Source organism: Pedobacter sp. (assembly GCF_035317785.1).
In the GTDB taxonomy this organism is placed as follows: domain Bacteria; phylum Bacteroidota; class Bacteroidia; order Sphingobacteriales; family Sphingobacteriaceae; genus Pedobacter.
The window spans coordinates 1-15,613 of sequence record NZ_DATHGC010000113.1 but is presented as its reverse complement, the minus strand read 5'-3'; the positions used below and the strand labels follow the sequence as shown (position 1 = coordinate 15,613).

Below are 15,613 nucleotides of genomic sequence, written 5' to 3'. Positions count from 1 at the left end.
TTATTTGTTTGTACATTCACGATTACAACCATAATTGAACCATAATATGAAGATAAAACTCATATTTATCATAAGACTTTCTGTATGTATCTTGCTAATCGCACCCTTAAAATCGACCCGGGCGCAATCTAAAAGTGACGAAAAAGAAACCTGGATGCTCACCTACTTTCGCCAGCGTTACCCCACACGTATTGAGATCAATGCAAAAGGCGAAACGGTTGAAGTACCTTTGCCTGATCCCATGCTGGCAGCGCAATTGCACATTGCTTTATCAACAGACGGCCGTCACTGGACTCCGTTAAATGATAACAAACCAATATGGGATCAATTTATGCGTGACCAATACATTCAACGCGGACCAGACGGGCTCTGGCGGTTGATCGCAACAGGCGGCGGCGGTGGCGCGGAGAACCGTAAAAAATTTGGACCAAGTTGTCTCTATGCAACTTCAAAAGATCTGATTCACTGGAAGGTAGAAGACTACCTGCATTTGATGAAAGACCTGCGAAATGAATCCGGTGACCTGGTGAGGAACATCTGGGCTCCGGAATTCTTTTATGATGAGGCCAATAAAGAGTATACGCTCTTTTGGTCATCCACCTTTAAGGATGCGGGCTGGAAGGAGAGCCGGTTGTGGTATTGTAAAACAACCGACTGGAAGACCTTTACTCCTGCCAAAGTATTGTTTGCACCGCCCTATTCCGTAATTGACGGAACGCTGCTTAAGCACAAGGCAACCTATTACCTGTTTCACAAAGAAGAAGAATTTGGAGTTAAAACCGGTGAACGACGGGGGATTCGGCTGGCAACATCCAAAAACATAGAGGGTCCATACAAAATCTATGAAGGGCCACTGAATAGCGGCCAGATCGCCCCGGTAATTACGGAAGGGCCAAGTGTAATGAAAGACCCTGTCAAACCAGGATGGTTATTGCTATATGATTATCCAATGGTTGACAAATATGGCATCTCATCGTCACCTGACCTGCTTCAATGGATCATTGAAAAGGACATAAGTATGCCGCCAGATGCAAGACATGGCAGTATTTCGCGGCTGACGCCAGAAGAAGCAAAAGCCTTGCTTAGAGCTTACCCGGATGTTAAATAGAAATCAGCTCATTTTCTATTCTATGTATCGCTTTAACTGTTTTAAAGAAAGAATCAGGCGTAACAGAAATGGTGTCAATGCCTTCTTCCACCAAAAATTGTGCGAAATCCGGGAAATCCGATGGTCCCTGGCCGCAGATCCCTACCTTCACCCCTGCCTTTTTGGCTACTGAAATCAACGTTCTTATCATGATCTTCACTGCCTCATTGCGTTCATCATAAATATGTGCGACCAGGGAAGAATCTCTGTCCAGCCCCAGCACCAACTGGGTCAGGTCATTTGAACCAATGGAGAATCCATCAATGTGTGCCGAGAATTCTTCAGCCATGATAATGTTTGACGGTATTTCTGCCATTAAATATACCTCCAGCCCATCCTTTCCCCTTTCCAGGCCAAATTCCTTCATGGTATCATACACCAGGAGCAGCTCTGTTACCGTGCGGCAAAACGGTATCATGACCACTACATTTTTTAAACCCATTATTTCACGAACTTTCTTTATAGCCATACATTCCATTCCAAAAGCTTTTTTATATTCTTTTGAATAATACCTGGATGCCCCGCGCCATCCAATCATCGGATTTTCCTCCTTCGGCTCAAAGTATTTGCCTCCAAGGAGGTTAAAGTATTCATTGCTTTTAAAATCCGAGAATCTTACAATTACCTTATGATTAAAGAAAGACGCCGCGATCCGGCCAACGCCGAATGATAGTTTCTCGACAAAAAAATCTTCACCGTTCTTAAATCCTCTGATGTGATCTCTGATCTGTTTCGACAGGATTTCATCATTCAGGTTTTCATGCTGCATCAGCGCCAGCGGATGGACCTGGATATAATTATTGATAATAAATTCCTCCCTGGCCAGTCCGACTCCTTTATTTGGGAACCGGGAAAAATGAAATGCCATTTCGGGTGAGGCAACATTAAGCATCACCGGCGTTTTTATTTCCGGCAGGTCATCGAGATCAAATTCCTGCTTTTTAAAGGCGATGACGCCGCTGTAGATCAGTCCGGCAGAACCCTCTGCACAAGACGCTGTAATGAGCTGTCCCTGCTGCAGAATGTCTGTAGCATTACCGCAGCCCACTATGGCAGGCACTCCAAGTTCGCGGGCCACAATGGCCGCATGGCAGGTTCTCCCTCCTTTATTGGTAATGATGGCAGACGCATTCTTCATGATGGGCTCCCAGTCGGGGTCAGTCATATCGGTCACCAGTACATCACCTTTTTCAAATGAGATCTTTGAAATGTCCGCTTTTGCGGTACCCATCAAAATATTTACTCTGCCGTTTGCTATTTTGTCACCGACAGCAATTCCTTTGAGAATGATCTTTTCCGACCTTTCTGCATCATCAATGGCATATTCGGTTATGGTATTGAGCCGCTTTCTGGAATGAATAGTTTCGGGGCGGGCTTGTACAATGTATAACTCACCTGTATTCCCGTCAACCGCCCACTCCACATCCATAGGACACCAGCACTGTTTAATTGCCGAATAATGGTCTTCAATTGCCATTATCCATTTGGACAATTCCAATACCTGCTCATTGGTAATGCAGAACTGGTTTTGCTCCTGCTCAGTGCTTGCGACTATCTTTACCCTTTCTGCCTTCGAATTGCCATAAACCATTTTTTTATCTTTTATTCCTATCCTCTTTTCTATAATGGCAGCATAGCCTTGTTTAAGAGTTGGCTTAAATACGATAAACTCATCAGGTGATATGGCACCCTGTACCACCATTTCTCCCAGGCCGTACGATCCGTTAATGATGATCACATCTTTAAAACCACTTTCAGTATCGAGGGAAAATGCAACCCCTGATGCGGCGAGATCTGATCTAACCATTTTTTGGATGCATACAGAGAGCCCTATTTGAAAATGGTCATAGCCAAAACTTTGACGGTAGCTGATGGCCCGGTCGGTAAACAAGGATGCAAAGCAATCCTTAATTGCCTTTAATAACGGTTCCATTCCACTAATGTTCAGAAAGGTATCTTGCTGACCTGCAAACGACGCATCTGGTAAATCTTCCGCTGTTGCAGATGAGCGTACTGCAACATCCACATCATTTTGGCTGTAGACTTCAGACAACGCATTATACGCATTTCGTATTTCAAAGGAAAGGCCAGCCGGAATTGAGCCCCCGGTAATACAGTCGCGAATCTTTTGTCCGCCTGCCGTCAGTGATTCCATATCAGACAGATCAATCCCATCGATCAGTTGTCTGATGTGTTTGTCCAGTCCGTTAAATTCAATGAACTCTTTATAGGCCTGTACAGTAACAATAAATCCTCCGGGTATCTGTATGCCGAGACGCTTGAGGTTCTGTATCATTTCTCCCAGGGAAGCATTTTTTCCCCCGACAATTTCGATGTCGTTTATTCCAACCTGCTGCAGGTTAAGTATTAATTTTTCTGATTTCATATCATCATTAAATAATACGGCAAAGCTATAGTGCATAGCTAAGTGGGTGATACACAATAATTACAGATAAACGATACTTTATTAGGTTATGGCAATCTCTTTATTAATCTTCAAACTCTGTATTTCTTAAGCTTTATGTTCAATTTTTGTCTTAACAATAAAAAATAAATCCTATAGTGCTTAGTCTTAATATTTTAACACATTTTCACACTTATTAATAACAAAATGCTGCACATTTGAGGAAGGAATAATAATTACCATCATGCGAATCCAACTCAAAGAAAGACCGGGTTTTCAATTTCCCCTGAAATTCAGACCGATCATCAGCGATACAGCTGCATATCTTTTGCTTGCACTTTTCATGTATACTGCAGCAAGTAAAATATTAACGATCAATGCTTTTTCGTCAACACTGGCCAAGTCACCTATAATTGGCAGTTACAGTCTTTTTGTGGCATGGTTAATCCCGATAAGTGAAATAGTCATCAGCCTCCTGCTGATTATAGCGGGAACCAGGAAACTGGGTTTATATGCCTCGCTGGCACTTTTGGGCATATTTACGATTTACCTTGTTTATATGGTTTCGTCAGGAACAAAATTACCCTGTCACTGCGGCGGGGCCATCAGCACCATGACCTGGCAGCAGCACATCTGGTTTAATGCAGCATTCCTGCTAATAGCCGCTATCGGGATCAGATCGTACAAGAAATAAAGAATCATCCCTGTAATACAGGAAAAGCGCCCGGAACCTGTCAAAAGAAAACCAGGCAATATACATAACCTAAAATTTACAGTATGAACAACATTAAAAAAACAGTATTGGGGATGCTCATCGCAGTGCTTGCATTTGGCATCAGTGCGTATACCACCGTCAAGAACGGGGCGATCGTAAGGTATTACAAAACAGATATGACTTATCCAGCGGCTAATAATCCCAGTGGCTATTATTATTTTTCTGACAACAGGTGTGAAGTAGGAGGCAATTTATGTTCTGCTAAGTGGAACATAGGAACAAACCCGCTACCTGCGGATGGAGATCCCCTGCCATTAATTGGAGTAAGCTTCCAGTCAAGCACTTCGGGTCATTTTGAATAACACCAGATAGCAGAGGGCGCGGTGAGTAACCCTCTGCCTATCTCTCATTCTGTTGTATTTCACCAAGCCTGATCTCCTGTTCATCAATAGGCAAGATATATCTCCTGTCTCCCGGCAACAATTTATAGACCTGGTCATTGAGTATCCTTGTTATCGTAACCGTAAACCTGCTGTCCTTGTTCAACCGTCTCAGATCTCCCCACCTCAGCCCTCTAAATGCCAGCTCTTTTCTCCTTTCTTGAAGTATTATTGATAGTGCTGTGTACTGATCTCTGGTTACAACATCCTCGTAGCCGCCCTTCCATCGTTTTCGCAAAAGATAGTTCAGATCTGCAAGTGCAGCAATTACTTCTCCTTTCCTGGCTTTACATTCCGCCCTGATCAGGTAGAGCTCATCGGTTGCCAGTCCTCCAAACAAACTTTTATCTCCGCTGTAATTGCCTTTAAATGTCACCCCGCCACTAGCAACCGCTTTGAAAAATACCGACCGCCGGTAGTCATTGGCTGCATAGGCCGCAAACAAAGCAGGTTCTACGATCAGCCTGGACGCATTAAAAATGCCATAACTAAATGAACTGTGAAAGATGACCTCCTGGTTAAACAGCATTGCAGGATAGGCAGCGTTAGCATTAAGTGTGGCATAGTCCATCAACTCAGGCTGAATCTGCAAAGCAGAATCGGCATACAGCGCTGCCTGATCATAATTTTCCATATTCAAATAGGTTCGGGCAAATAATGCAAACACTGCCTGCTTTGATGGCCTGGTCTTGTAAAGCGGCTTTATGTCAAGCAAATGACCTGCTAATTTCAGATCCCCAAGGATCTGCCCGTATGTTTCCTGAAGGCTTGAACGTCTTACCCGGATGTTTACATTGTATTCAAGTCTCAGCGGAAGCCCCAGATCTGTCTTGGCTGATGCTGCTCCGTATGTCTTGCAATACTCCTGTGCTAGATTGAAAAAATCAAAGGAACGAAAAAAAAGGGCGCTCCCTTTGACATTATCCCAGGCTTGACGGTCTGTTTCAGCGGGTTTTATTTTTTCAATCCCCTCTAAAATCAGATTGGCATTTAAAATCCTCTTGTATCCATTCTCCCAGTCTGCACTGGGCTCTCCTTCATAAAAACTCTCATTTGGCCCCCAGATATATGCAGATTTTTCCTGCTTCAGAAAAAGGGCAGCCCAGGAAGCATTGCTAATGTAAAAATCACCTGATGAGATTTCGGCCAAGCCAGAAGATTGTGCAATATTAAATAACTCGCCACTATTGTCCAGCAATGCCTGGTAGTCCTTAATCGTTTTTGGCACCACCAGCGATTTGTCCGGTTTGGCATCAAGCCACCTGTCATTGCAGGACGGACAGACAACCAGCGAGCCGAATGCAATCACAACAAAGAGTAAATGCCTGTAATACACTAAAATAATTCTTTAGGATTAATACCAAGTGCCTTTGCGATAGTCAGAATGGTGGTCAGTTTTGGATTGATCTTCCCGGTTTCAATTCTAAAAATCTGTGAAAGTTCAATTTCTGCCAGATTAGCCAGGGCTTCCATTGACAGCTCTTTTTCTTTCCTTATCCTCCGAAGATTATTGCCGAAATTCTTTAGTTCCTCTGACTCATTCGATTGCAAAACCATATTCAAAGGTGCAATAGGAGCAGAAATAATAATTAGGCAGATATGCCTAATTTATGTATTATTATCCAATATTTTGGAATTAAAAATTTGCTTTCAATCCGAAAGCGACGCTCCTGGGCTCAGGGACAACAAACCTGTTGCTCATAGATGGGACAAGATCCGGGTCCAGCCCAAAATCATTTGCCTTCCAGATGATGCCCAAATTATTGGCATAAAAATAAAGCTGTATTTGTTTCACTGGTATTCCCGGCCAGTTGCTCCGGTCAAGATCGAAGGCCAAACTAATGTCCTGCAAGCGGATGTGGTCGCCCCGGGCAACCGTCGCAGAGGAATTGTTATAAAAAGCATCCCTGAAATTATCATCGCTGTAAACACCTAATGAGGGTACATTGGTAAATTTTTCATCACCTGTTTTTTGCCAGCGTTCTGCAAAATCAACATTCATACTTTTCTCAATGCTGAGATTATACATCCCGTAATAGTTCACGGAAGGCTTTCTGAAATAGTACCCGAACTTATAACTGATATTAATTCCCAAACTAAAGCGGCAAAAAGCAAAAGTATTGCTGAGCCCCCCAAACATCGTTGGTCTTGCAGAACCATGATATTGTATGTTCGCTATCGTCGCACTATTAATGATCTCATGGTAGTCCCTGCTAATCTCTCCTTTTAAATAGCCTCTGGGATCCCCATTTAAAGGATCCAATCCGGTCGATTGATAGCTGTAAATCCCATAAACAGGTCTGTTCAGCACGGGCTTACTGCTGGTAAGTCCGACATAATAAATCCCACCCGGTTCGATCATATCATAAGAACTCACCCAGTCACGCACTGCAGAAAACAACAGACTGGTCTTCCAACCCAGTTTGCCACGAAAATTCTGCGCAGTAAGCACAACGTCAATACCCCTGGCCTTCATCTTCGCATAGTTACCCCTCAAGGTAGAGATGCCTGTATTGGATGGAAATGCCTTATCGCCCAGTATATCAGAACCCTTTTTAAAATAATACTCCAGCCGCCCGGTAAATACCTGGTCTCTGAGTTCAAAATCGACTCCAAAATTCGCAATCCCTATCTTCTCCCATCTCAGTTCAGGATTACCAATGCCAAGGATATTTGCGTATGGCAACCCGGTATACGTATCGAGACCAGAGTACCTGAAAGTAGTCACACCAGTGGTACTCTTGTCCAGGTTTCCATTGTACCCGTACGAAGCACGCAGTTTTAAAACAGGCAGCCAGTCCAGGCGATAGAAGTTTTCCTTATTTACATTCCAAAGTCCTCCTGCCGACCACAAAGGCACGTACTTCTGATTGGTTTTCAGTCCAAAGTAATTAGACCCATCTATACGGGCACTGCCCGACACGGTATATCTGCCGTCATAAGTATAAGCGGCATTTGCAAAGGACGAACGAATTCTGTCAACCTTACCCAATTTTTCAGAACTTTCGACAATGCTCCCTGTACCGGTAGGGTTCAGGTTAAAGACCGTGGTCGTATCTACCGCAGATGGAGTACCTCCAGGTCTATCATAACCATATTTAAATAGCTTGTCCAGGTCAGATTCAAACGAAGATATTTCATAACCAGCAATAGCAGAGATCGAATTTTGGGCCCAGTCTTTTTGATAGCCCAGCTGAAAACGCAGGTTATTCGAAACACCCCTGCCATCCGCAGTATAGAGGATTCCTCCAATGGGAATGTTGTAGCCGGATACCCCGCCTGCAGTCAAAACAGCATACTGGTTAATCAGGTTCCTCGTCTGATAATTATCAATTCCATTGTATTTAACCGTTTTCTGATCAAGCTCCTGATATTGATATTTCACAGCCGCACTTAGCCCCTCAATAAAAGTGTACTTCAATCCGCTATTTATCCTCACATCGTTATTCGTTATTTTAAACGGAGATTTACCCAACTCATCCAGTGGCCTGTAGGACCAGTCCAGAAAACCCTTGTCCAGGACAGCTTGCTTATAAGCGGCGCTAAAGGTTCTGTCAAATATAGCCGCCTGTCCATCTATATTTTTAAACTGCTTATAGGGTTGAAACTGAGTTGCCGAAGCTTCACCCATCGTACTGTCGACCCTGGACAAGGACCTAATATAATATACCCCGGCCTCAATTTCCAGATTTTTGGCAGGCATGAAAGTATTCTGGCTGTTCAGCGTAAACCTGTTATTATCATTGGCGACCAAACTGGACAACCTCTGATCATAACCGGCAGAAAAAAAATGGCTGCTCCAGGCCGAACCACCGCTCAGTGACAGCGCGTATTGCTGGGCAACCTGGTTGCGGTAAAAATACTTCAGCTCATCATTCCTGATGTCGTTGCCCCGCAGGACATTCAATTGCTGGGCGGTCTCAGCTGCAGACTGTCCCTTACGCTGCCGGTCCAGGATCTGCACCACCGGAGACACCACCGGATAGCGGCTCACGTCAGACAACGCCGCATCGTATTTCCCGTGATCAAACAAAAAAGTTTCCAAATCGATAAAATCCGATGAGGAGATATAATTGGGATTGTAAAAAAGATCAGGCTTGGCCGAAACACTCAGGTTTGTATTAAAAGCTATGTTTAAAGGCCGGTTAAACTTCCCTCTTTTGGTATCAATCACAATGACGCCATTTCCGGCCCTCACCCCCCATATGGAAGCAGCGGCGGCATCTTTAAGCACTGTAATGCCGGCTACATCATTTGGATTGATTGAATTAAAATCACCGTTAAAAGGGAAATTATCAAGAACGATCAAGGGCTGGTCATTGGCATAAATGGTACTCCTGCCACGAATGGAAAAATCAAAATTACCCGGATAATTATTGACCGTATTCTTATTAAAAAGTAAACCTGAGGCAATTCCCTCCAGCCTGCTGAACACTTCGCTGCCCACCCGTCTGTCCAATTGCTTTTTGTCCACCACAGCGAAGCTACCCGTCGCCCGCTCTTTCGGTATCTGCTGATATCCTGTACTTACAATTTCAACCTCGCGCAGTTCATTTGTTACCAAAAGCTGTCCGCCGGTGTTTTCTGCAGCGGTCAGTTTCTTTTGCGCCAGACTGATCGATTTCGTTTTATCATTAATGAGATATTCAATCGAAAGCCCGTCAAATACTTCTTTTATAACTTCCCTGGGATCAGCATTTTTGAAATCAGCGTCAACAAGCTGGTCGCTGTCTATCATGTCTTCGCTCCAGACGATCTGGTATCCTGTTTGCTTTTGAAGTTCTCTAAATAGCCTCGCGAGCGTTACTTTTTTCTTTATGTAATTTAATTTCTGAGCAGACGCACACACATTCAGCAGCAACAACGCCGATACCACAAAAGCTGTAATCAACCGCATTATCTACTTACTTTCCCGCTCTGAATTAACACTGATTTATTTCTTCCCTTAACCATTTTTCAACCCTGGTTTCATTTTTTGAAGATACTGATTAAAAAAATAAAAAAGCAATGCCGATAATTATTATAATGCCGGTATGCTAAGTCTATGCTTTGGACAGGCAGCGCATTATTTTTTTGAACAGTTCCTCCGGGAGAAAAGGTTTGGTCACAACATCAGTGAGCCCGGCCTGTCTGATGTCGGCCTCTATTTCATTTGGAAGGTTAGCTGTAAGCGCTATTATTGGTATGGTTACCCCATTGGCCCGCATGGTTGTTGCTGATTCGTACCCGTCCATCAGCGGCATTTGCAGGTCCATTAAAACCAGTTTGTGCCTGTTCAAATCTATAGCGGTTAGCGCTTCCTGTCCATTAACGGCGACATCGACTACAGCCCCCCAGGCAGTTAGAAAGTTTTCTGCAACCAGCACATTCATAGGGTTATCTTCTACCAGGAGGATGGCTATACCATTAAGTGGTTTTTCTTCAGGTAATGGCAGCAGCACATCAGGGTTGTTTTGTTTGACAGCATTTAAGCTCCTTTCAAAAATTTGAGTGAAATAAAATACAGAACCTTCCCCTTCTTTGCTGTCTAAATGCAGGGCCGCTCCCTGAAGTTCTAAAATCCTTTTGCAAATGGCAAGCCCCAAACCGGTGCCGCCAAAGCTTCTTGAAGTCGATGAATCAGCCTGGGTAAACCGCTGAAAAATAATTTTCTGATCCTCAGCTGAGATGCCAATGCCTGTGTCCCTGACGGCTATCTTTAAGATGAGGTGTTTTTCCGTGCGGCTTTCGATTTTGACACTTACCGATACAAAGCCTTTTATGGTAAATTTTATTGCGTTATGGACCAGGTTGCTCAGCACCTGAAAAGTTCGCGTGGGGTCACCCAGCACATGGTCATGCAGGTCCGGATCAATTTCAAGGGTCAGCGCAATATGCTTATTTTCCGCGTCTGCTTTAAGACCGGCAACCACTTTATCAGCGATACCAGCCAGGTCCATATCTATATGCTCAAATGACACCTTACCGGCTTCAATTTTGTTGTAGTCCAAAATATCGTTTACAATTGTCAGCAAATGATTTGCGGAAAAAAGCATCACGTCGAGTTGTTTCACCTGGTCCTGACGCGGATCATTCCTTAGCAGCAAATGGCTCATGCCGATCACTGAATTGAGCGGTGTACGGATCTCATGGCTCATGGTACTCAGAAATTCACTCTTTGCTTTCAGTCCCTGCTCTGCCTGCTGCCGGGCTTTTTTTAGTTCAAAAGAGACTTTGTGGGAAAGAACCAGGGATTGCAAAAAGAAAAAACCAATGTATCCGATAAAACTAAGGCCCTGCATCTGGGGAATGACAGACCAGTAGTGAAGTAAAGCAATGGTGAAAACAGACATCACTGCCGCCGAACTGGCAAGTGCATAGACTGCTCCCGGGCGTTTCTTTTGATAAGCCCTGAAATAAACATAGGGCGTATAAACAATACAAAAAAGCATGATCACCAGAAATGGATTGATCAGTTGCGTGAAGAAAGCAGGTGAAAGGAAAACTGAAGCAGCTGTAAATGTAAAGCACATCAGGCTTACAATGACAACAGCCTTTTTGCTGACGTCTTCCGGATATAAATAAAGGGTATACAATCCGAACAGGCCTACACCCAGAAATAAACTGATGTATTCAAGACGGACCGTAAAGAACCAATCAAGATCGGGCATGATGGTGTGAAGTACGTAATTGTCTATACCAATGATGCGGTAGCAATAAACTATAGAATACAGAGAGAATAGCAAGATCGCTTTATCCCGGTTGCCAAGCAGGTACAGTCCAAGAAAGAAAAGGCCACCCATGAGTAAACAGCCGGTCAATATAAGGTCAATTGCCGCCGATTGCTGTCTTTCCAGCTCCATCGCCGTTTTTTCGCCTATAAGAATCGGTTTTTTTATCCCGCCCTTATTATGTACAAAATTCGCTATCTGCAGAATCAGGCGAAGCGTATCCGTGTCATGATCAACATCAAATGCCTGGTACTGCCAGTGGGGTATAAAGCCTTCGGCTGTTGTGCTCACTTTTCCATTAGCTGCCAACTGCTTTCCGTTTACAAAGAGCCTGTAGGCAGTATAGGCGTCGGGCATAGCCACCCGCAGCTGTTTCCTGTTCTTTGGCAGCAGCACAGTAAGTCTATAACTGGCATAGCCAAATCCTTTCCACATAAAAGGGAATTCGACCAGCAGCCCGGGCTTACCAACCCGGTCGTCAGGCCCAAGAAGCCGGTGCCAGTAAAACTCCCATTCTCCGTTGAGGGCGACCTTTTCATCGAAAGCTTCCCGCCGCAGATCCAACAGCCCGCGTTTTGCTTTAGGTACCGTAACAAGCCCGGCTGCATAACCATCGAACATGACGTTACTTAAAAGCAACAGGAAACAAATACGAGCGAGAGTCATGATCTTCATTAGAAATTATTAAGTGTTTAATTTGCTAATAATAGGGAGTGCCTAAAACAGTTGATATCAGCTGCTAAGATAAAGGATTAAAGAATACATGTGCTGTGACTTTTCATCAAATACCCACCCTACTATGATCCAAACCTGTCGGTATACTTATCCTCGAGAAAAGGTTTGAAAAAAGGGGTTGAATTGGATTCAACCCCTCAAATAACCGACCATAGCTGGCCTGGCTATTTAAATTAACGCTCTCGATACAAAAATATATAACTTTTTGCGAATTACACAAATCGTGACGCAAATTTTTTTATTTGGCAAGCCGGAACACTGCTATTTCAATATCCGTTTTAATACTTCTTCTTTTTTCTGTCTGGAGATTGGAACCTGACTGCCGTCTTCCATGCTAATATAGCCCCCTTCTGTCTTGACATAAGACGAGATCTTACGAAAATTGATCAAATGTGACTGGTGTGTCCTTAAAAAATTATACCCTTCCAGCAGATCCTGATATTCTTTGAGTGTTTTGCATACGAGGTGCTTCTTATTGCCTTCCAGGTAAATGTGCGTATAGTTACCCTCGGCTTCGAGCCTGATGATCTTGCTGAGCGCCACAAATTCGATCTTGTCTGCCAATGGTACAGCAATACGCTGTTCGTCCTCGCCACGGTCTATATTGGCTATCAGCTCTTTCAAGCGCTGATTTTCTTTTTTTGGATTAATTTGCTTTGAAGCCGTCGCTACAGCGCTGCTCAACTCAAGTATATTGATTGGCTTTAGCAGGTAATCAATTGCGCAGACTTTAACTGCCTGTATGCCGTAGCGGTCAAACGCGGTAACAAATATCACTTCGAAATCCTGGCGACCATTTAGGGACTTCAAGAGGTCAAATCCTGAAACTTCGCCCATTTCTATATCCAGAAACAGCAGATCGGGTTTTAGCAGCGCAATTAATTTTAAAGCCTCGGCAGCTGATTGTGCTTCAGCGATGACCTCAACTTGCGGACAATATTCTTTTAACAGCTGGCGTAAATTCGCCCTGCTCTTCTTTTCATCATCAACAAGTAGACATCTTAACGTGCTCATTAATCAATTGGGATTATTAGTTCGGCAGTTACGCCAGTGTTATTTTCATCTAAATTACTGTTTAATGTAAGTTTACCATGAGCACCATCCGCATTTAACAAATTCAGGCGTTCGTTCACCAGTTTTAAACCAAAGCCGCTGTGTGTTTCCGTCGCAGAGTTTAAGCCTCTCCCATTGTCTTTAACTGTTATATTCAGGCAGTTTTTTTCTTTTCTGATGCTGATTTCAAGTTTACCTGAGTTACCTTTTTGAGCCAGGCCATGTACAATTGCGTTTTCCACCAATGGCTGAATGATCATGCCCGGAATCTCAATCAGGTTTGCATATACTTCTTTCTGAACCACTAAAGTAAAAGTAAAATCAAAACGCAATTTTTCCAGTTCACAATAAAGTGTAACGGCTTCAAGTTCGTCAGACAAGCTGATATATATCTTTTCTGAATTATTTAATACCCTGCGCATGAGCAGGGAAAACTTCTCAAGATAAACATTGGCTTCTCTGTACTGGTTATTATTAATTAGTGACTGTATAGAATTTAACGCATTAAACAGGAAATGCGGGTTCATCTGCGAACGGATTGCTTTGATCTCCAATTCCTTGATCTGCCGCTTGATGGCTTCTTTTCTTTTTAGCGAAGTGACACGCACTTTATAGATCCAGAAGAAAATCAAACTTGCAAATAGGATGGAGCTTGCGCTCCATCCTATGGTTTTAATCAGTTCGGCCCTATCTTCCTTACTCATGGTTTTGGGGGCCAAAGCCTTTTTGATAGCCTCTTCAAAAGCTTTGTCCTGAGGTAAATGTTCCGGACTGTCGTCAATATTGTCCTGTATGATGCGCTGCTCCGCATCGAGAACAAATGTTTTGACATCCCAATTGGTAAGCAGTACGACATCTTCCAGGTCATCGTTGTCCCGCGTCACTTCAACATAAGTAACCTGCGGAAGGTTTTTGAGTTCTTCTGCCACAGCAGACGTCGCAAGCCCATCTTCTTTTAATTGGACGATCAGGAAATGGACCTTATTAGGATCCTGTTTCTTAATCCGCTTTAACAGGCGTTTCATTTCATCCGGGTAATGAAAATTAAATGTCATGCTCAACACCTTCCCTTTAAACTTACTGATGTCCAGCGGGCGGCCATCGGCAAGTCTGATCTTCTTTAACGGAAGCTTGTTTCCCGGTGCCCATGCAGAAACCGCCCTCCATTTATCCTTGACTGCATTGGTAAGCGTCGTGTCTCCGCAATTGTTGATAAAATCGTTGTAATAAGGTTTTAAACTCTGGGCATTTTTCCAGTCGTTAGAGCGCAATTCATTTTCAAAAGCCTCTGCCAGTGTCGCATAAAGCGGAAAGCGTCTCAGGTAATTCAAAGACAGTACATAATCACTCAGGAAAAAACCATCGCTGCCCCCATTGAGCTGCCCAGCCTTAAAGGACAGATAAACATGCAATGAATTGAGAAATGAGTGGTACCATCCGGCCTCATTGTAATCTATCATCAATACCGGGAGGGTGTCAATCCCTTTAAAAAAGTTCAGAGGAAAATCTTCAAAGATCACAGGAGCTTCCGGACTGGCCTTAAAATTGGTCTTTGATAGAAAATCCAGTTTTCCGTTTGCCTCCTCGAAAGCAAACTTTAGCTTATGGTATTTCAAAACTCCAGCTGGCAGTTTTCCGAGATACTGCATGACAAGTTGCTGGAAAGCGCTTTCATCCAGCTCCTGAGCTTTCATAAAACTTTCTGCCGAAAAGGATTTCGTACCGCGGGAAATTTCAGGGGTCTTCATTCTTTGGGCAAACCTAGCTACGTCCAATCCAAATGTGGCCATTTCTGCCGCGTTTCCGGCGAACCGCATAGTATTGGCAAAGTCGTTCGCATCAGCAGTAATATGAAGCGTATCACCTGGCTGAAAAAACAGAGGGATACTTAACTTGTTTATATTTACCATCACATCAACTCCCGCTGAAGCGGGTACATTTCCGCTTCCGGCCGTTTCTTTATAGGGATAGCTATATTTCAAACTAGCTTGAGATCCCTCGCTGAGAAAAGCCGTAATCCGGAAACTGCCATCTTTAGAAATGCGAAATTCTTGCTCCGTACCCGGCAGATACAGATCCAGACCGTCCCTCATCTGCTGGGTCATATTACTGATCTTACCCTCCAGCACCATGTTATCGGCCAGCGGAAATGTGGCAGCCGGAAGCAGGAAGCTAAGTCCAGAATCCTTATAAAGCCTGCCATTGTCCCAGTCTTTTTCACCGCTGGCGATCGCCTCCAGAATGATTTGTGAAATTACGCTTGCTGTTTCTGCATGAACAGGGTCAGATTCCATTGATGTCCCCCCATATTTTTTCCGTGTGGTAATCTCATTGAGATTTATTTTTGGAAAATCAGACTGAGGTTTCATGCTCAGCACCTTACCGGTTTTATCGACCTGCGTTAAGAAA

The 15,613-nt window shown here is 43.7% G+C and carries 10 protein-coding genes; 3 read left to right on the top strand and 7 right to left on the bottom strand.

The window, feature by feature from the left end:
• The first annotated feature begins 46 nt into the window (after positions 1-46).
• Positions 47-1,108, top strand: a complete 1,062-nt coding sequence (locus VK541_RS06860) for a glycoside hydrolase family 43 protein (protein WP_324368242.1) — start codon at positions 47-49, stop codon at positions 1,106-1,108.
• On the opposite strand, the gene ppsA is transcribed toward VK541_RS06860, so the two are convergent.
• Positions 1,101-3,533: a phosphoenolpyruvate synthase gene (gene ppsA / locus VK541_RS06855; protein ID WP_324368240.1), complete on the bottom strand. Its 2,433-nt coding sequence runs from the start codon at positions 3,531-3,533 to the stop codon at positions 1,101-1,103. The two genes, VK541_RS06860 and ppsA, sit on opposite strands and share 8 nt — an antisense overlap.
• Positions 3,534-3,795: 262 nt before the next feature.
• On the opposite strand from ppsA, the gene VK541_RS06850 reads away from it, so the two are divergent.
• Together VK541_RS06850 and VK541_RS06845 are read left to right on the top strand one after the other, a co-directional pair.
• Positions 3,796-4,245 (top strand): MauE/DoxX family redox-associated membrane protein, encoded by a 450-nt coding sequence (locus VK541_RS06850; protein ID WP_324368239.1) that lies wholly within the window; start codon positions 3,796-3,798, stop codon positions 4,243-4,245.
• 83 nt (positions 4,246-4,328) lie between these two features.
• Complete coding sequence (locus tag VK541_RS06845) at positions 4,329-4,628, top strand: hypothetical protein (RefSeq protein WP_324368237.1); 300 nt, start codon at positions 4,329-4,331, stop codon at positions 4,626-4,628.
• A gap of 37 nt (positions 4,629-4,665) precedes the next feature.
• Here VK541_RS06845 and VK541_RS06840 read toward each other — a convergent pair whose 3' ends face one another.
• The 6 genes from VK541_RS06840 to VK541_RS06815 form a co-directional block, all read right to left on the bottom strand.
• Complete coding sequence (locus tag VK541_RS06840) at positions 4,666-6,015, bottom strand: RagB/SusD family nutrient uptake outer membrane protein (protein WP_324368235.1); 1,350 nt, start codon at positions 6,013-6,015, stop codon at positions 4,666-4,668.
• 26 nt (positions 6,016-6,041) lie between these two features.
• Positions 6,042-6,263: a helix-turn-helix transcriptional regulator gene (locus VK541_RS06835; RefSeq protein ID WP_324368233.1), complete on the bottom strand. Its 222-nt coding sequence runs from the start codon at positions 6,261-6,263 to the stop codon at positions 6,042-6,044.
• 79 nt (positions 6,264-6,342) lie between these two features.
• Entirely contained in the window at positions 6,343-9,603 is a 3,261-nt protein-coding gene (locus VK541_RS06830) for a SusC/RagA family TonB-linked outer membrane protein (RefSeq protein WP_324368231.1), read from the bottom strand.
• 145 nt (positions 9,604-9,748) lie between these two features.
• Positions 9,749-12,091 (bottom strand): ATP-binding protein, encoded by a 2,343-nt coding sequence (locus VK541_RS06825; protein WP_324368229.1) that lies wholly within the window; start codon positions 12,089-12,091, stop codon positions 9,749-9,751.
• A 321-nt stretch (positions 12,092-12,412) separates the two neighbouring features.
• The gene (locus tag VK541_RS06820; protein WP_324368226.1) at positions 12,413-13,165 is read right to left on the bottom strand and encodes a LytTR family DNA-binding domain-containing protein; all 753 of its coding nucleotides are present in this window, start codon (positions 13,163-13,165) and stop codon (positions 12,413-12,415) included.
• Positions 13,165-15,613 (bottom strand): histidine kinase (locus VK541_RS06815; RefSeq protein WP_324368224.1); only part of this gene is annotated, 2,449 nt, incomplete at its 5' end. The genes VK541_RS06815 and VK541_RS06820, both read right to left, overlap by 1 nt.